Origin of the sequence: Lederbergia citri, assembly GCF_018343625.1 — a bacterium.
In the GTDB taxonomy this organism is placed as follows: domain Bacteria; phylum Bacillota; class Bacilli; order Bacillales; family Bacillaceae_C; genus Lederbergia; species Lederbergia citri.
Map to the genome: position 1 here is coordinate 280,742 of NZ_JAGYPG010000002.1, position 18,694 is coordinate 299,435.

The following is an 18,694-nucleotide window of genomic DNA, read 5'->3' on the forward strand; positions in this document are numbered from 1 at the left end:
GTTCATCCTTCCGCTTTTAACTCCAATATTGCATCACGAAGCTCGGCTGCCCGTTCGAAATCAAGCGCTTTTGCTGCTTCTTTCATTTCCTTTTCCATCGTAGCCAAAAGCTTTTCTCTTTCTTTCTTTGTAATTTTCTTCGTTTTTACTGCTGCAGCATATTCTTCTGTATCCTCTGCCGCAACTGTTGCTCTTATGACATCTCGGATTCCTTTTTGAATGGTCATCGGTGTAATGCTGTATTTCTTATTATGAGCTTCTTGTACTGCACGACGGCGCTTCGTTTCTGTTATCGCTTTTTCCATCGAATCTGTCATTTTATCAGCGTACATAATGACATGTCCGTTTGAATTACGAGCAGCACGTCCTATTGTTTGAATAAGCGAGCGCTCAGAACGAAGGAATCCTTCTTTGTCTGCATCAAGAATGGCAACGAGAGATACTTCCGGAATGTCCAGTCCCTCTCTGAGCAAGTTAATTCCTACAAGGACATCATACGTTCCCATCCTTAATTCTCGTATAATTTCAATCCGTTCAAGCGTTTTTACTTCAGAGTGTAAATATTGAACCTTTACCCCAATTTCTTTTAAGTAATCGGTCAAGTCTTCGGACATTTTTTTCGTAAGCGTTGTAATGAGTACGCGCTCATTGCGTGCGACCCGATCATTAATTTCTCCAAGCAAATCGTCAATCTGCCCTTCTATTGGTCTAACTTCAATCTTCGGATCTAGTAATCCTGTTGGTCGAATAATTTGCTCGACCATCTTAGGAGTATGTTCAAGCTCATATGGTCCAGGAGTTGCTGAAACAAAGATAGCATGATGAATATGTTTCTCGAATTCTTCAAATTTAAGCGGCCGGTTATCAAGAGCAGACGGCAATCTAAATCCGTGATCGACAAGTACTTGTTTTCTTGCTTGGTCACCATTATACATTCCTCGAATTTGCGGCAATGTCACATGTGATTCGTCGATAATAATTTGAAAATCGTCTGGAAAATAGTCTAATAGTGTATATGGTGTAGCTCCAGCCGGCCTCAACGTTAAATGACGGGAATAGTTTTCTATTCCGGAACAGAAACCCATTTCTCGCATCATTTCCAAGTCATAACGAGTTCTTTGTTCAAGTCGTTGCGCTTCTAAGAGTTTATCGTTCGCACGCATAATCGCCAGTTGCTCTTCCAGTTCTTTTTCTATATTTTCAATGGCAATTGATAGTTTTTCTTCTCCTGTAACGAAGTGAGAAGCCGGAAAAATAGCGGAGTGATCACGATCTCCGAGAATTTCTCCAGTAAGAGCATCTACTTCCCTAATCCGATCAATTTCATCTCCGAAAAATTCGACGCGGATACAATGTTCATCCCGAGACACCGGAAAAATTTCTACAACATCGCCGCGAACCCGAAATGTTCCACGTTGAAAATCAATATCATTTCGTGCGTACTGAATATCAACTAGTCTTCTTAAAAGCTGGTTTCTCTCAATCTCCATTCCTGTTCTTAGTGAAAGAACATGCTCACGATATTCTTCAGGAGAACCGAGACCGTAAATACACGACACACTGGCGATGATGACAACATCTTTTCGTTCAAATAAAGACGAAGTGGCAGAGTGTCGAAGCTTATCAATTTCGTCATTGATGCTGGCATCCTTTTCGATATACGTGTCTGTTTGCGGTACATATGCTTCTGGCTGATAATAGTCATAATAACTGACAAAATACTCAACAGCATTGTTCGGAAAAAACTCTTTGAACTCACTGTACAATTGACCCGCAAGTGTTTTATTATGTGCAATAACAAGCGTTGGCTTGTTGATTTCTTGGATGACATTAGAGACCGTAAATGTTTTCCCAGTACCTGTTGCTCCCAGCAAGGTCTGATATTTTTTCCCATTGCGAAGACCCTCGACAAGGCTCTCAATAGCCCGCGGCTGGTCGCCGGCAGGCTGATATTTCGAAACAAGTTGAAATTGATTTTTCAAAACGGCGGCCCCCTACTCTACTTTTAATCTGAAGACATTGCTAAAATTGATTTCCACTCCATGGAATTATCCTCAATTAATCTTTAACAAAGCCAAATGAAAAAGTATAACTATCATTATTGACAACACTTATACACAATTAATCATGTTATATATTTTACCACAAGCAATATTAGAAAAACCAGCAAAAAGCGAACATATATTTGGTTAATTTTACAAACGTTTTTCTAGTGCATATAAGTCTTCTTCGAGTGTTTGCATTCTTTGTTCAGCAATTTCACGGGCATCGCGAATAGCAGCATTGTAAAAAACAGGACCAAGACGATCTTTTATGAACTCAAAAAACGCTTCTGCAGCAATTTCCCCAATTTCCTCACCACGTTCTTCCCAAAAAAACTGTTGTATTTCACGGATCATTTCCCTCTTCTTTTCTGCTGTCAAATTTGGCATTAACATATTAAACACTCCTATTCTTAAAATGAAAATTTATATTCAGTACTGCGGGTTCACTTTGAGCTCTAGTGCTTTGAGGTTCAGGTATGTCATTTGACCTCTTATTCCCGCAAGTTGTTGAAAGACCTTTTACAAACGAAAAAATGGAGTTAGACTTCCATCGTGATGCGTGATGGAGGACTGACTCCTTATTTACGTAGAAGAACTTTTAGTTTTTTTCCTTTTCATTTGATTAGTAACATACAAGCCTACTGTTAGTGAGGCTGCCTCTATTACAATTAACCACCATGTCATAATATACCCTTTATATGCTGATACGATAATTAAAGCAATCGTTAACGCAAATCCTACCGTCCGGCTATACGTTACCCTCGTGAAAAAAATCATAAGGATTGCGGGTAAAAAAATGGCAGATATTATTTTATCAATCATAAAAAAACACCTCACTTCAGACTATATGTTCAGTTTTTCTGAAAACATAGTAAAATGCAAGGATTTTTTTAAGAAAGAGAGAATTTTTAACTTTATCTAATGAAGAAATTTATCATTTCCGATTAACAAGATTAAGGAACGAAATTGAGTATAAGTGACAATTCATTGATCTCAATAGTGACATGAAATTAGTTATTTGTCTTTTTTGTTCCTTTATTTCAACTTTGCTAGAACGAAAACTGGAATTTACCTTAATTCATTTCCACGTTTGAATTTTGAGAGAATCTGTTACAATTCTAACTACGTATCGTACTCATTCGCGGCAGAACTTTGAAGAATTGTAACAGTATTGCCGCGCATCACTCTCAATCACGGCAAAACCTAAAGATTTGTCACACCTCTGCCGCGTATCATCCTTAATCACGGCAAAACTACGGAAGTTTGTCACACTTCTGCCGAGTATCACTCTCAATCACGGCAAAACTATACTCAGTTATAGAAATTCTTATTCGAGGACGAATCTAGATTTCTCAAACAATCTATATATCCTTTGCTGCAAAAGAATTTTTTGCGACAGATTTTTTCCTGTCGATCATCAAATAAAACGCCAAAACAATAAAGATTAATATTCCGGATAACACATACATATTTTGATAGCCAAAATGAACAGCTATAATCCCTAGTGCGTAGGAACCTGCGGCAATTCCGATATCAAATAGTGTAAAGAAGGTCGCAGTGGCATACCCACTTCGTTCCGGGGTGGTTGCTTGTACAGAAAGGGTTTGTAAACTAGGAACGAGTGCGCCGTACCCAAATCCAATGAATATTCCAGACAATAAAAATAAGAACGATGAGTTAATAAAGGCTAATAGTAAGAGTCCGCCGCAAAAGCTAATGAAGCCAGGGATTAATACGTATTTTGGTCCTTTTTCATCAAACCATCTTCCCGTATACGGACGAGTCAAAAGCATAGCGGATGCGTACACTAAATAAAAAACAGTTGCTAAATGCAACAGGTGTTTTTGCTGAGCATAGATTGACAAGAATGATAGGACGCTCGCATATGAGAAGGAAACTAAGCTTGCGAGCAAGGCAACAGGAACAGATTTTTTTTCAAATAAGTCATGGATGGAAAAAGATCGTTTCGAGGCCGTACTTTTTTCAAACTTTTTATCTGCTCGAATGGTTAAAGACAAAGAAGCACCGATAACCATAAAAACACTCATGAAAATGAAAAGGGCATTAAATGATAAGGTTTGAACAATTGTAAGTGAAAGGATCGGTCCGAGGACAACTGCTAAATTGGTAGACATCGTAAAATATCCTAACCCGGCACCACGTCTCGACATTGGAACGTTATCAGCCGCAAGAGATCCGCTTGCAGTCGTGGCGATACTAAACCAAATTCCTTGAATAAAACGTAATATTAATAATCCTGAAAAAGGATTTACAAGGGCATAAAGGATTGTACAAACTACATAAAAAAATAAACTGATCCAAAGCATTTTTCTTTTGCCGTAAAGATCTAAAATTTTCCCTGTAAAAGGCCTCATTAAAATCGCTGAAAGAAGAAAAATCGTCATGAGAAGTCCCGCATCTTTATCCGTTCTATTTAAGCTTTCAATCACATAGAGCGGCAAAGTGGTGACTAAACCATAAAACACAGTAAAAACGGATAAATTGGTACAAAACAGACTAATGAATGTTTTCGTCCATATTGGTTGTTTTTTTTCCAAAGAGGTCATCCTTTCTTCAGTTTTTTTAGCAAAATAACTAATTGATTTTGTTCTTCTAAAGATAATTCCTGTAAAAATTGATTTTCAAAATTTATGACAGACTCTTCTATTGTTTTGAACTTTTTTTCAGCGTCTTCCGATAGCCGTACCATTTTTTCTCTGCGATCCTCGCCAAACTTTTCGGTCAACCAGCCCAATTCAATTAACCGTTGAACTGTCCTAGAAATAGTCGGTGCCTCAACATTTAAATACTTCCATATTTGCGTTAGTGTCATTTCCTCATTCTCATGAACGACATACAAAACGCTCCATTGAGCAGCGTATAAATCATATTCCTTTAGCGTATGATTCAATTCTTTACTTAAATATCGGGTCTTTTGAAAAATTTCATGGAATATCGGATTCATGATTTTCACCTCAAATTATTTACCTAGGTAAGTATTTATTTTAAATCTAATCATGAAATTTGTAAACTAAAAAGAGGACCTTCAGACAAAGCTGAAAGTCCACTAAGTTAATTTAATTCCACCATTTTACCTTCCGACATATACACGATCCATTCACAAATATTCGTAGCATAGTCTCCGATTCTTTCTAAATATTGTGCGGCAAGCAGTAAATGAGACCCTTGATGAATTAAATTTTTATCTTTTCCCATTAACTCAATTAAATCAGTAAAGACTTTGTTAAAATATTCATCAATAACATCATCTTGCTTTGCAATTTCTACAGCAGCTTTATGGTCCATTTTAATATACGCACCTAATGCATCTCGTACAATTTTCTGAACTAATTCTCCCATTTTCGGGATATCAATAAGTGGTTTAGCATACTGTTCATCTTTTAGGCTAATCGTTGTTTTGGAAAAGCTAACAGCATGATCCGCCATTCGTTCCAAATCGGTTGCAACCTTTAATGTCGTAGCAATTCTGCGTAAATCGCTTCCTACCGGCTGTTGTAATGCGATTAAAGAAAAGCAAGACTTTTCAATTCCAATCTCCGCTTCATTAATATCCTTGTCGCCGTCTATTACTGATTTTGCCAAAGGGACATCTTTATCGATAAGCGACTTAACCGCTTTATACACTGCTTCTTCCACCATCATTCCCATCGACAGCAGCTGTTGATGGAGTTCATTCAACTTTTCATCAAATTGACTTCTTATAGCCATATTTATTTCCACCCCTCATAGATTTTCTTAACCAAAACGGCCAGATATATAATCTTCCGTTTGTTTCATTTTAGGATTTGTGAAAATGGTATTCGTATCGGCAAACTCAATTACTTCTCCATTAAGGAAAAAGGCTGTTTCATCTGAAACACGAGCCGCCTGCTGCATGTTGTGGGTGACAATGATGATCGTATACTCTTTTTTCAATTCTAAAATTAATTGTTCCAGCTTTGATGTTGAAATAGGATCAAGCGCTGATGTTGGTTCATCCATTAAAATAATTTCTGGCTTCACAGCTAGCACTCTCGCCAATACAAGTCGCTGCTGCTGACCTCCAGATAAACCTGTCGCAATTTTTCCAAGGTTATCTTTTACCTCATCCCAAAGAGCAGCAGCTCGTAAACTGGACTCCACAATTTCGTCCAGCTTTTTCTTGTTTTTCAATCCATGGATGCGTGGTCCATAAGCGATATTATCATAAATAGACATTGGAAACGGATTGGCCTGTTGAAAAACCATTCCGACTTGTTTACGCAATTCCACTGTGTCTATTTGAGGAGACGTGATATCCATATCGCCAATTAAAATTTTCCCCTCTGTACGGGTTCCAGGAATTAAATCGTTCATCCTATTCAATGTACGAAGGAATGTAGACTTTCCACATCCTGACGGACCAATGAAAGCTGTTACTTGATTTTTTTTAATATCCAGATTGATATTTTTCAGTGCCTGAGCTTTCCCGTAGTAAAATTGGAGCTGTTCTGTCCGGATTACGGTCTGCTCATTTTTAGTTTTTAAAAGAGTTACTGCCATAAAATTTCCCACCTCTTATCCAAAATTTCCGGAGATGTATTGTTCGGTTTGTTCATTGTGGGGATTCGTAAAAATTTGCTCAGTCTCACCATATTCCACGACTTCTCCCATGTAGAAAAATGCTGTATTGTCTGAGATACGTGCCGCCTGCTGCATATTGTGCGTCACGATAATAATCGAATAATCTTTTTTCAGTTCACCAATCAACTCTTCAATTTTTCCAGTTGAAACGGGATCTAGTGCAGAAGCTGGTTCATCGAGAAGCAACACTTCAGGATTCATCGCAATCGCTCTAGCAATACACAAGCGCTGCTGCTGCCCTCCAGATAAGGATAGTGCAGATTGATGAAGCTTATCTTTTACTTCATCCCATAAAGCAGCTTTCCGCAAACTATCTTCCACAATTTTATCAATTTTATTTTTATTTCTTACTCCGTGATGAGTCGGACCATAAGCAACATTTTTATAAATCGATTTAGCAAATGGATTCGGTCTTTGGAAAACCATACCGATTTGTTTTCTTACTTCAAATACATTTGCCATTGATGAGTTAATATCGACGCCTTTATATAAAATACTGCCCTCAATTCTGCAGTTTTCAATTTCATCATTCATACGGTTTAAGCTGCGCAAATACGTGGACTTACCGCAGCCAGACGGTCCAATTAACGCTGTTACTCCATTTTTCGGAAAAGCTAATGAGACATTTTTGATTGCCTCTTTTTTTCCATAGTAGACATATAAGCCTTCCGTCTCCATCGCAATCTCTTTTTCAGTCATTGGATTGGATTTTAACTGGGCAATTCGTCCAGATTTATCAGTTTTAACATTATTTTTATGAATCACTGTTTGGGTGGCCATCCTAGTGCCTCCTTTTATAAAAGCTATATACAAAAAATCAATAAAACTTCCTTCCCATTAGGAGGATGTCATTTTTTTATAAACAAGACTGCCAATTAAGCGAGCTCCAAGATTAAAGATTAATATGGCTAGCAAAAGAAGAGCAGCTGCGCCATCTGAAACTGCTTCAATATCAGGAATGATTCCTTCTCCGTTGATTTTCCAAATATGAACAGCTAACGTTTCCGCTGGTCTCATCGGATTAAGAGGAGATGTTGGGGATAACGGGTTCCAATTCGTAAAATCTAAATTAGGTGTACTCATACCAGCTGTATAAATTAATGCTGCTGCTTCTCCGAACACTCTTCCTGAAGCCAAGATGACTCCCGTAATAATTCCTGGAAGTGCTGCTGGTAAAATAATTGTCGTCATTGTTTCCCAGCGTGAAACTCCAAGTGCAAGCCCGGCTTCTCTTTGCTGTCTTGGAATATTGTTTATAGATTCCTCTACTACGCGCACCATAAGGGGTAGATTAAAAACAGTCAAAGCAAGTGAACCTGATAGAATTGAGAATCCCCAACCCATATAAATAACGAAAAACAAAAAGCCGAATAATCCAACGACAATGGATGGAAGTGAAGATAATACTTCAATCATCGTCCGAATAAAATCAGTAAATGCATTCTTTTTTGCATATTCAGCCATATAAATCCCGGCTCCAAGTGACAGAGGTACTGTAATCAGCATGGTAAGCACGAGTAAATAAAATGAATTAAACAGCTGCGGGCCAACTCCACCACCGGCTTTAAAAATTTGCGGAGGGGATGAAATGAAATGCCAGCTCAGCTTTGGTATACCATGATAAAGAACATAACCTAAAAGACTTGCAAGAATGAGAACAATGATAAAGGCGATCAAATAAAAAGTAATTGTAGCTATACGATCTGCAAGCTTTGCATTCATGCGTCTTTTCTCCCCCTTCCAATCATTCTGACAGCAAGAATAAAGATCAATGACATAATTAACAATACGAGTGCCAATGACCATAGAGCATTATTTTCCGCTTGCCCCATGACGGTATAGCCCATTCCCATTGTCAAAACACTTGTTAATGTTGCGGCAGGTTCAAATAGGGATGTCGGAATAACTGATGAGTTCCCGATAACCATTTGGACAGCGAGTGCTTCACCAAAGGCTCTTGCCATTCCAAATATGACGGCTGTCAGTAAGCCTGGACGAGCAGTTTTCAAAACAACTCTAAAGATGGTCTGCCAACGAGTTGCTCCTAGAGCGAGCGATGCTTCGCGAAGCTGCCTTGGTACTCCTCTAATCGCATCAGCGGATAAGCTTGTAATAGTAGGCAAAATCATGATGGAAAGCACAATAGTACCAGCCGCAATACCAAATCCGCTACCAGTAATATGGTTCCTTATGAAAGGGACAACAACGGATAAGCCGATAAATCCATATACTACGGATGGAATTCCGACGAGCAGTTCAATAACAGGCTGTAAAATTTTCTTTCCAAATTTCGGTGAAATTTCTGTCATAAAAACAGCTGCGCCAATGGCCACTGGTGCACAAATGGCAGCGGATAAAAAGGTGACTGCAAAGGAACCAAAGATAAAAGGCAAAGCCCCAATAATTGGTTTACCTAATTCGTTCTTTACCCCAGGATTCCATTTTAGACCTGTTAAAAAATCAATCACACTGCCTTTATTTATATAGAAGGTAGATAAACCTTTAGATGAAACAAGAAAGAGAATAGCAAATGCTATTCCGATAGTTAAGCCGACCGCTGCTAATGTCAGCATTTTACCGGTTTGCTCAATTCTAACTTTTTTATTCGGTTTTAGTAATTGAGCAGAGTTATTTTCTGCAATTTTCTCCAAAATGGCAGCTCCTTTCTAAAATCCCCATTTTTAGACAAAAGAACTTAAGGGAGGTCACTTAGAATTTTTTTTCAAGTAACCACCCTTACTTTCTATATTAAGTTTGTCAAAACGTATTTATGGCTATCCAACTACATTTTCAAGTCTTACTTAACGTTTCCTTCAGGATCACGTTCGACTTTCATTCCACTCACTGGAAGGAAGTCCATTTCTTTAAGCAATGTAGTTTGAACTTCATCTGATAGCATGTAGTCGATAAATGCTTTCGCTAAACCTGTTGCTTCACCATTTGTATACATATGTTGGTAAGCCCAGATTTTCCAAGTATCTGTTTCAACGTTTTCTTGAGTAGGCTCATTACCATCAACAGATAGTGCTAGGATGGAATCATCGAAATAAGAGAATGCTAGATAGCTAATTGCACCAGGTGTTTCACTTACCATTTTTCTAACTGTACCAGAAGATTCTTGTTCTAGTGCTTCAATTGGCTCCGCACCTTTAAGACCGAACTTCTCAAATGTAGCACGTGTTCCAGATCCTTTAGGACGGTTAATAACTTGGATCTTTTGGTCTTTTCCACCAACATCTTTCCAGTTTGTAACTTTTCCTGTAAAAATATCGATTAACTGATCTTGAGTAAGCTCTTTAACGCCAACCTCTGGATGAGCAACTGGTCCCATTCCTACGACAGCGACTTTATGGTCAACGATTTTATCAGCTGGAATTCCTTCTTTTTCTTCAGCGAAAACGTCAGAGTTCCCAATATCAACTGCACCTTCACTAACTTTGCTTAAGCCTGTACCACTTCCGCCGCCTTGTACATTGATAACTGCACCAGGGTTTTCAGCTGCAAATTGTTGAGCAGCTGCTTCTACTAATTGTTGCATGGCACTAGAACCTACTGCTGTGATAGATCCAGATACTGTTTCTTTTTGTTCTTCTTGCTTATTATTTTCAGCCGGAGCTGGTGTTTCATTGTTTCCATTTGTTTCTGGTTGTGCGTTGTTTCCGCATCCTGCCAAAGCTAATGTAAACATAAGTACTAAGGCAAAAATTGCAAATACATTCTTCTTCATGAGTTTACCCACCTTTATTTTTTGTAATCTACTATTGCCTTGCAAATATAATATAAATCTTTATAGTTAATCTGGTATGAACGAATTGTAAAGATTGTGTAAAGATGATATTTTTTTTTGTAAAAAACAAAATCTAAACGCCTGTTTATCTACATACTGGACCATAGGATGTCATTCCGTTGATACCGCCACATTAGACTTCGACAGAGATAATGAAAACAATATGGAAAGGAGTTGACGCTGCTCGTGCTAGACGGAAACTATCTTTATACATGTATAGTTCCCTGAAAGCATAAAAAAATGCATCCAAAAAAAGGATGCATGTATCATATATCATTATGTTGTTTTTTAGGGAGTGTAACAATAAAAGTCGTGCCTACTCCTTCAACACTTTTAACTTCTATTTTTCCATTTTGCGAATCAACTAGGTGTTTTACGATGGCAAGCCCTAATCCCGTGCCTCCTGAACTGCGCGATCGCGCCTTATCTACTCGATAAAAGCGCTCGAAAATTCTCGGCAATTCCTTTTGAGCAATTCCTATCCCTGTATCAGAAATAAGGAGTTTAACATCTTTTTCCTGTTCTATGATGTTTACAGAAATTTCTCCACCCTCCGGAGTATAGGAGATTGCATTGGAAAGAAGATTTAAAACAATTTGCTGAATTCGATCCTTTTCGCCTTCGATCCAAATATCACTTTTTTCTGGAAGATTAAGATGTAAATTCTTTTTGGCCGCGCCTTCTTTTATAGTTTGGGCCGTACTCAAAACAGCTTCCGCTACATTTACTTTTTCAATCGTTAGCGGGATGCCGTGGTGTTCGATGCTTGATAAATAGAGGATATCTTTTATAAGTCGATGCAGTCGATCACTCTCTTTATAAATAATCGTTAAAAAATTGCGGCATAACTCTTCATCTTCCATTGCTCCGTCAAGTAAGGTTTCGGCAAAACCTTTTAATGACGTAATTGGTGTCTTTAATTCATGAGAGACATTTGCGACAAAATCACTGCGCATTTTCTCAAGCCTGCGAATATCTGTTACATCATGGAGAACGACAATAATTCCGCTCACTTCGCCATTTTCACGTACAAATGGAGCTATATGAGCGTCTACCGTTCTTTCTTTCGGATAGTAAAAATGTACTTCTTTTCTTTTTTCATGACCTGTTTTTAGACAATGATCAATCAAATTACTGAGTTCTTTACTTCTTCCTACCTCCATATGATGCTTATTCGAGAATGCTCTCGGATTCTCTCCGAGCATTTTCCCCATAGCTCGATTTGCCAATAAAATTTGCCCTTCAGTATTGACAAGCAAAACTCCACTCATCATATTCGCAAGAACGCCTGTAAGTCGATGTTCATTTTCATGGAGTTTATCCATTTGGTTTTTCAAACTGGAGGCAAGGACATTAATGGCATTGGCCAATTGGCCGAGTTCACCTTTAGACTTCATTTTTACTCTTGCCGAATAATCTTTTTCCTTAAGTTTTTCTGATACGATAATCATTTCTTCAATCGGGACGGATATGTCTTTCGCTAATCTCATTCCGATTAGACCCGTCAAAAGAAATGCAACAAACAGTACGAGTGCTATGCTAATCCATAGCTTCTGAATCGCGTGCTCGATATTTTCTATTGATAACGAAACTCTCATGACACCAGCAAGTTGATTATTTTCATGAATGGGAATTGCCACATACATCATGCTATAACCGAGAGTATCACTGTACCTAATGGAAAGTCCCGATGATAAATGCTCTTTAAGCACTTGCTGAATTTCCGGACGTTTAGCATGGTTTTCCATTTTTGCGGGATCATCTTCTGTATCTGCCAAAACTTCACCATTTTTATTAATAACGGTAAGCCGTGATTGTACTTGAGACGATAAGGCAATCACTTTATTTTGCAGATCCTCAGCTTGCAACCCCGTTTTATCCATTTCTACAGCATTTAACACTAAATGCGCAGTTTGAGCCAACTGCTTTTCCTTTATTTGATAATATGTATTTTTCATCAATTCCGCTATAAAAAAACCGGAAACGAGTAGCAATAAAGACATTAATAATAAAAATGAAAACGTGATCCGAACCCATAATTTGTGCATATTATGGTTTCTCCAATTTATAACCGAAGCCGCGAATCGTTTTAATATAAACCGGCTGCTTCGTATCTTCCTCAATCTTTTCCCGCAAATGACTAATATGGACATCCACGATTCGTGAATCACCAGCAAAATCATAATTCCAAACTGCATCTAATAATTGATGGCGGCTTAATACTTTTCCTTGGTTATTTGCTAGGTATAATAAAAGTTCAAATTCCTTCGGAGTCAATTCCAACTTTTCCCCTGAAAGTACAGCTTCATACTTTTCAGGAAAGACAGTAAGCTGTCCTATTTCAATCACTTCATCTTTAGTAACAGGTTCAGGAATTTCATTCATATTAGACCTTCTTAAAATGGCCTTCACTCTTGCAATAACTTCTCGCGGACTAAAAGGTTTGGTTAAATAATCATCCGCGCCAAGTTCAAGACCAAGTACTTTATCAAATTCATCATCCTTTGCTGTCAGCATTAAAATAGGGGTATTTACTTTTTCTTGCCTTAATCTTTTGCAAACATCCATACCATCCATACCTGGAAGCATCAAATCTAGTACAATAAAATCCGGCTTCTCTTTCATAGCCATTTCCAGGCCAGTATTTCCATCCTCCGCCGTCATAACAGAAAATCCAGCCTTCTCCAAATTAAAACGCAAAAGCGTCACAATCGATGGCTCATCATCAACAACCAGCACTCTTTCCAAAAACAAACCCTCCTTCGCTTTTCGGGGGACAGGTTCAAAGGGGACTGTCCCCATTAGACCTGTCCCCAATAGCCCCGTCCCTTTTAGGGCTGACCCTAAAGAGACAGGTTCAATCTAGTTTTAATGTACGTTTTTCGGAGGGGACTGTCAATTTTCATAAAATTGACAATGTATTTTCGTTCATTTTTTCGTACAATTGAAATAGGGTTGTGATTTTGCTATTATTAAGATTGGATTAAGCTAATAATTGTTATTTCAGTTCTTTATTTAGGACGAGTGTGACCAAGATTTCTCTGTTGAAGGCGGGGAAATTATAATAAAGATTTCAATTTAAAGGTGGTTTTTTTATGTCATACGTTATCACTTCACCATGTTTGGGTGAAAAGTTTGGCGAATGTGTCGAGGTTTGCCCTGTTGATTGTATTTTCGAAGGCGAAGATATGTATTTTATCGACCCTGACCTATGTATCGACTGTGGTGCTTGTCAAGCGGTTTGCCCAGTTGAAGCAATATATCACGAGGAAGATTTGCTTCCTGAAGATGAAATGTTCATCCAAAAAGCGAAAGAATTTTTCGCTTCTCAGGAATAATTTCACATAAAAAAAGACAAGGCTTAATGTTATTTTGAACGGAACCCCAATTGTTAAACACAATTTACAATTGGGGTTTCCGTTCATTTTTGCAATCATCCCTGTCTTTTTATTTTTTTCCCACTGTTGATTTGTTCTTCAGGAATTTAAAGGTTGGCATGTCACTCCTCGGAGATCCTGCATGTTAACCCCTTCCGCTCTAATGAATTCAACTTAAGGATTGAATCTTACCTTTATCTAAAGCTTCACCCTCTGCAATCTCAATGCATTTAATACAACTGACACCGAGCTGAATGCCATCGCTGCTCCTGCCAGCCAAGGAGCGAGGAAGCCCATCGCGGCAATCGGAATTCCTAATGTATTATAGGCAAAAGCCCAGAACAAGTTTTGTTTAATATTGCGGATCGTTTTGTGACTCATATAAATCGAATCAGCGATGCTATTTAAATCACCACGAATAAGCGTTATATCAGCTGCTTCCATCGCTACATCCGTTCCCGTTCCAATCGCCATTCCAATATCAGCCATCGCAAGTGCTGGGGCATCATTGATTCCATCCCCTACCATTGCAACCTTTTTTCCTGCAGCTTGAAGTTTTTTTACTTCTTCTGCCTTTCCTTCTGGCAACACTTCCGCAATAACTTGATTAATCCCAGCTTCTTTGGCAATTGCTTGAGCAGTCCGTGCATTATCGCCTGTCATCATAATAACCTCTATATTCATTGCTTTTAAACGATCGATCGCTTCTCGAGAAGTGTCCTTAATTGTATCTGCCACTGCAACAATCCCGGCAAATTCGCCATCAAAAGCTGCAAGCATTGCGGTTTTTCCTTCACTTTCATACTTTTCCATTTTTGCTAAAGCATCTTGAATTGCGATATGATTTTCTTTCATCAGTCGTCTAGTACCAACTAAAATTTCTTTTCCATCTATAACAGCTTTAATACCAAATCCTGGAATTGCTTCAAATGATGAAGGCTGCTTAAAAAGAATCCTTTTCTTTTTTATTCCTTCTACAATTGCTTGTGCCAAAGGATGTTCTGATTGCTGCTCAGCTGATCCGACTAATGATAAAAACTCAGTTTCGTTAAGATGGGTAAATACATTTGTTAAAACTGGTGTGCCGTTTGTAACAGTCCCGGTTTTATCTAAAATTACGGTACCAATTTTATGAGTAGATTCTAAGTGTTCGCCACCTTTAAATAATATGCCGTATTCAGCAGCCCTACCTGATCCAGCCATAATGGATGTAGGAGTGGCCAACCCAAGAGCACAAGGACAGGCTATAACAAGCACTGCTATCATATTTTCCAATGCCTCTGCAAAGTTTCCAGGGGACACTCTCGTAAACCAGATGATAAACGTTAAAATCGCAATGCCTACTACAATCGGGACAAAAATACCAGAAATATGGTCTGCCAACCGTTGAATTGGAGCTTTCGACCCTTGCGCTTCCTCGACAACTTTGATGATTTGTGCAAGAGCTGTTTCTTTCCCAACCTTAGTAGCCTTCATTTTTATAAAACCATTTTTATTGATTGTTGCTCCAATGACAGAATCCCCAGTAGCTTTATCAACTGGAACGCTCTCTCCTGTAATCATCGATTCATCAAAAGCGGATTCACCCTCGATAATCATACCGTCTACCGGAACTTTTTCACCAGGTTTTACGAGTAAAATATCCCCTTTCACTACTTCTTCAAGCGGAATATTAATAATGGCATCTTGACGCACAACTGTTGCTGTTTTCGCTTGGAGACCCATTAGCTTTTTAATCGCTTGGGATGATCTTCCTTTTGCTTTTGCTTCGAATAGCTTTCCGAGAATAATTAATGTAATCAAAATAGCACTTGTTTCAAAATATAGATCAACGGAGTGAGCACCAGTGATACTTGAGCGAATCACTAAAAAAGTACTATAAAAATAGGCGGCTGAAGTACCTAGAACAACAAGTACATCCATATTGGCACTCTGATTTCGCAAAGCTTTATAGGCACCTATATAAAATTGCTTACCAATATAAAATTGCACCGGAGTAGCTAGAGCCATTTGCACCCAAGGATTCATTAAGAATTTGGGAACGTAAATAAATGATGTAAAGCTAAAATGAGATACCATTGTCCAAAGAAGCGGAAGTGAAAGGATTAAAGAAAGAATGAACTTTCTTTCCTGTTTTTTAATTTCCTTTTCTCGATAATCAATCGTTTCCTTCTCGCTATCATCATTTTTTATAACCGCTCCATAACCAAGTTCTTCGACTCGACTAATGATATCTGTTGTCGATAGGACAGAGGGATAATATTCAACTGAAGCTTTTTCAAGTGCCAGATTGACGTTTGCTTCGATAGACCCAGACATTTTTTTCAAGCCTTTTTCAATTCTAGTGGCGCATGCAGCACATGTCATTCCTGTAATCATGAATTCTGCTTTTTCTGTGACAACATCATAACCAAGGTCTTGAACTTTTTTCTGAATATCTTCAAAGGATATTTTTTCTTTATCAAATTGAACTCTGGCCTTTTCCAAAGCAAGATTCACATTAGCTTCCTGTACACCATCAAGCTTCTTCAATCCTTTTTCAATTCGATTGGAGCAAGCGGCACATGTCATACCAGTAATTTGAAATTGGTTTTCTGAAACATTCTCATTTTTCATTTTCCAGATCTCCTTATACCTATATGGGGTATATTTTAAGTAAAAAGAAATCGTGCATTAAGAGCACGTTCCTTACGATCTTACATCATATCCTTGATCATCAATGGTTTCTTTAATTTGATCCAAAGTTACTTCCTTATCGTTAAATTCTACATCTACAGTAGCAGCTTCTAAATTTACTTTTACAGCCGAAACGCCTTGAAGTTTGCCGACGCTTCCTTCAACCGCTTTTACACAATGACCGCATGACATTCCATCTACTTGCAACGTAATTTTATCCATATGATCAACTCCATTTATTTTTTCATTAGTTTTTGTATTGTTATAAGAAATTCGTCTAAGACATCTATATCTCCTTCTTGGATTCTTTCAACGACACAATTTTTCATATGACCTTCAAGCAAAATTTTCGCTACACTGTTTAACGCTGCTTGAGTAGCAGAAATTTGCGTTATCACATCATCACAATAAGTATCCTTTTCTATTAATCCTTTTATGCCACGAATTTGTCCTTCTACTCGGTTTAACCTTGTCACTAAATTTTTTTTAACTTCCTCAGAGTGATGGCTTTTCCGATTTACTGTTGAGTCACAGTAGGATTCTTCATGGAGCGATTCTGGTCCAAGATTTTGCGCCATTAGCATCCCTCCTTTTCTTCATGATAGCATACCCCCGTACCGTATGCAACGAAAATATATTAAAAAAAAACGAACTGCGGAAACGCCTATACACATATATCACTTTTGAATAAGATAAAACGAATATTATTGTTACAGCTAGGAGGGTAGAGATGTCAAACGAAAAGAAACCAAAAGAAATACATGTTGAAAATTTAATTATCCATGCTCAAAATGTTGAATTCGTTGATGATGGGCATAATAGGGAAAGGGAAGTTCAAAGGGAAGCACCGCCTATGAGGGATCCATGGGGATTCTTCTGGGGAAGGCCAGTGGGGCCTCCTGAAGAAGCAGCTGAAGTAACTCAAACTGAAAATGAAGCAGAAAAAGAAAACTAATCATATACTATTATAGAAAACGGAAAGTGGTAAAAAACACTTTCCGTTGTTATTTTTTATGATGTAACCGATCATGTCGAATCATGAGGATCATAAATATGCTGATCAATGTAAATGCTGTTAACGCCAAAAATGGTATTGTAATAAACCCGAACCAATTGATATATTGCACATTGCAAGGTACGCCTTGTACACATGGCTTTATTGCTGCAAACCCAGGAACTTTTTGAACTAAATAATGGTACAGTGAAATCAATCCGCCGATAAGGGATAAGGGCAGAACATACTTTTTAATATGTCTTTCATTATAAAAGGCTGCAATGCCGAGAATGATGGTCAGTGGATACATAAAAATTCTTTGAAACCAACAAAGTTCACATGGGATATAGCCTTTAATATTACTAAAATACAAACTCCCTAAAGTAGCGACAACTGAAACAACCCAGGCAAAATAAAGGAGTAATTGTTGAAATGTAGACGATTTAGAATTATTCATTTTTATTGTCCAAGCCTTTTTCAATCTGGGCTTTAATTGCCTCATAATCAAAAGGTTTTTCTATCAAGACACCATTAATAATGATCGATGGAGTGAATTGTATTTCATTGTCTTTTACAAGCTGGTCATCAACCTTCACTTCATCAAGCATTCCTTCTTCGTCAATATCTTTTTGGAATTGATCAAAGTCGATATCAGGAGCATACGCTTTTGCAATCTCTACCAACGTATCTGTCGTTACCCATACTTCATCGTGGGTTTGATTAGATGGTTGCGCATCAAAAATTCCTTGATGAAATGCCCAAAAGTTATCAGGATCTTGCTTGTAAACAGATTCTGACGCCAGTGCTGCTAGGAGCGATTCTTTTCCATGAAAAAGTACATTTATATATGTAAGCTTTGCTTTTCCAGTATCAATATAATCTTCTTTCAACCTTGGAAAAATACTTTCCCCCCATGCCTTACAAGACGGGCATTTATAATCGCCAAACTCCACGATGGAGACAGGTGCATTCGCATCCCCCAATGTTGGTTGGTTTTCTAAATTATTGATGCTGAATTTGTTTTGACTCTCATCATTTCCTCTTAGATAAAAAAACATTACAAGTGCCACAATGATGGCAAAAATTACGACAGTTAACAAAACAATCTTTTTATTATTCATATAACATCTCTCCGAGTTAGTAACTTTAATTTCAATAATAGTATCATACCCCATTATGGTATGTAAACGAA

General features: G+C 37.9%; 20 protein-coding genes. 2 read left to right on the plus strand and 18 right to left on the minus strand.

All coding sequences use genetic code 11. The features are described from left to right. Positions 1 to 2: 2 nt before the first annotated feature. The 13 genes from uvrB to KHA97_RS10190 form a co-directional block, all read right to left on the minus strand. Complete coding sequence (gene uvrB, locus KHA97_RS10130) at positions 3 to 1,982, minus strand: excinuclease ABC subunit UvrB (RefSeq protein WP_213124632.1); 1,980 nt, start codon at positions 1,980 to 1,982, stop codon at positions 3 to 5. Positions 1,983 to 2,195: 213 nt separating this feature from the next. Then, positions 2,196 to 2,432, minus strand: a complete 237-nt coding sequence (locus KHA97_RS10135; RefSeq protein ID WP_213125730.1) for a DUF2164 family protein — start codon at positions 2,430 to 2,432, stop codon at positions 2,196 to 2,198. A 195-nt stretch (positions 2,433 to 2,627) separates the two neighbouring features. Beyond that, positions 2,628 to 2,867, minus strand: coding sequence for a CsbA family protein (locus KHA97_RS10140; RefSeq protein WP_213124633.1), 240 nt, complete (start codon positions 2,865 to 2,867; stop codon positions 2,628 to 2,630). A gap of 539 nt (positions 2,868 to 3,406) precedes the next feature. Then, entirely contained in the window at positions 3,407 to 4,612 is a 1,206-nt protein-coding gene (locus KHA97_RS10145; RefSeq protein ID WP_213124634.1) for an MFS transporter, read from the minus strand. Further along, positions 4,609 to 5,010 carry a MarR family winged helix-turn-helix transcriptional regulator gene (locus tag KHA97_RS10150; protein WP_213124635.1) on the minus strand — a complete coding sequence of 134 codons (402 nt, stop codon included), beginning with the start codon at positions 5,008 to 5,010 and terminating at the stop codon, positions 4,609 to 4,611. Before KHA97_RS10150 ends, KHA97_RS10145 begins: the two co-directional genes overlap by 4 nt. Positions 5,011 to 5,117: 107 nt before the next feature. Further along, positions 5,118 to 5,774, minus strand: a complete 657-nt coding sequence (gene phoU / locus KHA97_RS10155) for a phosphate signaling complex protein PhoU (RefSeq protein ID WP_213124636.1) — start codon at positions 5,772 to 5,774, stop codon at positions 5,118 to 5,120. 27 nt (positions 5,775 to 5,801) lie between these two features. Continuing rightward, a complete protein-coding gene (gene pstB, locus KHA97_RS10160; RefSeq protein WP_213124637.1) occupies positions 5,802 to 6,587 on the minus strand; it encodes a phosphate ABC transporter ATP-binding protein PstB in 786 nt (261 codons plus the stop codon). Positions 6,588 to 6,602: 15 nt separating this feature from the next. Continuing rightward, positions 6,603 to 7,367, minus strand: a complete 765-nt coding sequence (pstB, locus tag KHA97_RS10165; protein WP_233713519.1) for a phosphate ABC transporter ATP-binding protein PstB — start codon at positions 7,365 to 7,367, stop codon at positions 6,603 to 6,605. 138 nt (positions 7,368 to 7,505) lie between these two features. Then, entirely contained in the window at positions 7,506 to 8,390 is an 885-nt protein-coding gene (gene pstA / locus KHA97_RS10170; protein ID WP_213124639.1) for a phosphate ABC transporter permease PstA, read from the minus strand. Then, positions 8,387 to 9,241 carry a phosphate ABC transporter permease subunit PstC gene (gene pstC, locus KHA97_RS10175; protein WP_213125731.1) on the minus strand — a complete coding sequence of 285 codons (855 nt, stop codon included), beginning with the start codon at positions 9,239 to 9,241 and terminating at the stop codon, positions 8,387 to 8,389. Before pstC ends, pstA begins: the two co-directional genes overlap by 4 nt. A gap of 224 nt (positions 9,242 to 9,465) precedes the next feature. Then, positions 9,466 to 10,395 (minus strand): phosphate ABC transporter substrate-binding protein, encoded by a 930-nt coding sequence (locus KHA97_RS10180; RefSeq protein ID WP_213124640.1) that lies wholly within the window; start codon positions 10,393 to 10,395, stop codon positions 9,466 to 9,468. Between the two features lie 326 nt (positions 10,396 to 10,721). Beyond that, positions 10,722 to 12,503: a two-component system histidine kinase PnpS gene (gene pnpS / locus KHA97_RS10185; RefSeq protein WP_213124641.1), complete on the minus strand. Its 1,782-nt coding sequence runs from the start codon at positions 12,501 to 12,503 to the stop codon at positions 10,722 to 10,724. 1 nt (position 12,504) lies between these two features. After that, complete coding sequence (locus tag KHA97_RS10190; RefSeq protein WP_213124642.1) at positions 12,505 to 13,257, minus strand: response regulator transcription factor; 753 nt, start codon at positions 13,255 to 13,257, stop codon at positions 12,505 to 12,507. A 293-nt stretch (positions 13,258 to 13,550) separates the two neighbouring features. On the opposite strand from KHA97_RS10190, the gene KHA97_RS10195 reads away from it, so the two are divergent. Next, positions 13,551 to 13,793, plus strand: coding sequence for an indolepyruvate ferredoxin oxidoreductase subunit alpha (locus tag KHA97_RS10195; RefSeq protein WP_213124643.1), 243 nt, complete (start codon positions 13,551 to 13,553; stop codon positions 13,791 to 13,793). Between the two features lie 237 nt (positions 13,794 to 14,030). Here the strand turns inward: KHA97_RS10195 and KHA97_RS10200 are convergent, their stop codons facing one another. The 3 genes from KHA97_RS10200 to KHA97_RS10210 all read right to left on the minus strand — a co-directional run bounded on the left by KHA97_RS10200 (position 14,031) and on the right by KHA97_RS10210 (position 17,086). Then, on the minus strand, positions 14,031 to 16,448 hold the full coding sequence (locus tag KHA97_RS10200) for a heavy metal translocating P-type ATPase (RefSeq protein ID WP_213124644.1): 2,418 nt from the start codon (positions 16,446 to 16,448) through the stop codon (positions 14,031 to 14,033). Positions 16,449 to 16,520: 72 nt separating this feature from the next. Beyond that, a complete protein-coding gene (gene copZ, locus KHA97_RS10205) occupies positions 16,521 to 16,730 on the minus strand; it encodes a copper chaperone CopZ (RefSeq protein ID WP_213124645.1) in 210 nt (69 codons plus the stop codon). A gap of 14 nt (positions 16,731 to 16,744) precedes the next feature. Then, entirely contained in the window at positions 16,745 to 17,086 is a 342-nt protein-coding gene (locus KHA97_RS10210; protein WP_213124646.1) for a metal-sensitive transcriptional regulator, read from the minus strand. 152 nt (positions 17,087 to 17,238) lie between these two features. On the opposite strand from KHA97_RS10210, the gene KHA97_RS10215 reads away from it, so the two are divergent. Continuing rightward, the gene (locus KHA97_RS10215; protein WP_213124647.1) at positions 17,239 to 17,463 is read left to right on the plus strand and encodes a hypothetical protein; all 225 of its coding nucleotides are present in this window, start codon (positions 17,239 to 17,241) and stop codon (positions 17,461 to 17,463) included. 49 nt (positions 17,464 to 17,512) lie between these two features. On the opposite strand, the gene KHA97_RS10220 is transcribed toward KHA97_RS10215, so the two are convergent. Further along, positions 17,513 to 17,959: a disulfide oxidoreductase gene (locus KHA97_RS10220; protein WP_213124648.1), complete on the minus strand. Its 447-nt coding sequence runs from the start codon at positions 17,957 to 17,959 to the stop codon at positions 17,513 to 17,515. Next, a complete protein-coding gene (locus KHA97_RS10225) occupies positions 17,952 to 18,623 on the minus strand; it encodes a DsbA family protein (RefSeq protein WP_213124649.1) in 672 nt (223 codons plus the stop codon). Before KHA97_RS10225 ends, KHA97_RS10220 begins: the two co-directional genes overlap by 8 nt. Positions 18,624 to 18,694 lie beyond the last annotated feature (71 nt).

What these genes read in the sequence shown, in the direction of transcription:
- KHA97_RS10135 (WP_213125730.1), bottom strand. Translation starts at nt 2,432, where the DNA reads ATGCCAAATTTGACAGCAGAAAAGAAGAGGGAAATGATCCGTGAAATA.
- KHA97_RS10140 (WP_213124633.1), bottom strand. Translation starts at nt 2,867, where the DNA reads ATGATTGATAAAATAATATCTGCCATTTTTTTACCCGCAATCCTTATG.
- KHA97_RS10145 (WP_213124634.1), bottom strand. Translation starts at nt 4,612, where the DNA reads ATGACCTCTTTGGAAAAAAAACAACCAATATGGACGAAAACATTCATT.
- KHA97_RS10150 (WP_213124635.1), bottom strand. Translation starts at nt 5,010, where the DNA reads ATGAATCCGATATTCCATGAAATTTTTCAAAAGACCCGATATTTAAGT.
- phoU (WP_213124636.1), bottom strand. Translation starts at nt 5,774, where the DNA reads ATGGCTATAAGAAGTCAATTTGATGAAAAGTTGAATGAACTCCATCAA.
- pstB (WP_213124637.1), bottom strand. Translation starts at nt 6,587, where the DNA reads ATGGCAGTAACTCTTTTAAAAACTAAAAATGAGCAGACCGTAATCCGG.
- pstB (WP_233713519.1), bottom strand. Translation starts at nt 7,367, where the DNA reads ATGACTGAAAAAGAGATTGCGATGGAGACGGAAGGCTTATATGTCTAC.
- pstA (WP_213124639.1), bottom strand. Translation starts at nt 8,390, where the DNA reads ATGAATGCAAAGCTTGCAGATCGTATAGCTACAATTACTTTTTATTTG.
- pstC (WP_213125731.1), bottom strand. Translation starts at nt 9,241, where the DNA reads ATGCTGACATTAGCAGCGGTCGGCTTAACTATCGGAATAGCATTTGCT.
- KHA97_RS10180 (WP_213124640.1), bottom strand. Translation starts at nt 10,395, where the DNA reads ATGAAGAAGAATGTATTTGCAATTTTTGCCTTAGTACTTATGTTTACA.
- pnpS (WP_213124641.1), bottom strand. Translation starts at nt 12,503, where the DNA reads ATGCACAAATTATGGGTTCGGATCACGTTTTCATTTTTATTATTAATG.
- KHA97_RS10190 (WP_213124642.1), bottom strand. Translation starts at nt 13,257, where the DNA reads ATGGGGACAGTCCCCTTTGAACCTGTCCCCCGAAAAGCGAAGGAGGGT.
- KHA97_RS10195 (WP_213124643.1), top strand. Translation starts at nt 13,551, where the DNA reads ATGTCATACGTTATCACTTCACCATGTTTGGGTGAAAAGTTTGGCGAA.
- KHA97_RS10200 (WP_213124644.1), bottom strand. Translation starts at nt 16,448, where the DNA reads ATGAAAAATGAGAATGTTTCAGAAAACCAATTTCAAATTACTGGTATG.
- copZ (WP_213124645.1), bottom strand. Translation starts at nt 16,730, where the DNA reads ATGGATAAAATTACGTTGCAAGTAGATGGAATGTCATGCGGTCATTGT.
- KHA97_RS10210 (WP_213124646.1), bottom strand. Translation starts at nt 17,086, where the DNA reads ATGGCGCAAAATCTTGGACCAGAATCGCTCCATGAAGAATCCTACTGT.
- KHA97_RS10215 (WP_213124647.1), top strand. Translation starts at nt 17,239, where the DNA reads ATGTCAAACGAAAAGAAACCAAAAGAAATACATGTTGAAAATTTAATT.
- KHA97_RS10220 (WP_213124648.1), bottom strand. Translation starts at nt 17,959, where the DNA reads ATGAATAATTCTAAATCGTCTACATTTCAACAATTACTCCTTTATTTT.
- KHA97_RS10225 (WP_213124649.1), bottom strand. Translation starts at nt 18,623, where the DNA reads ATGAATAATAAAAAGATTGTTTTGTTAACTGTCGTAATTTTTGCCATC.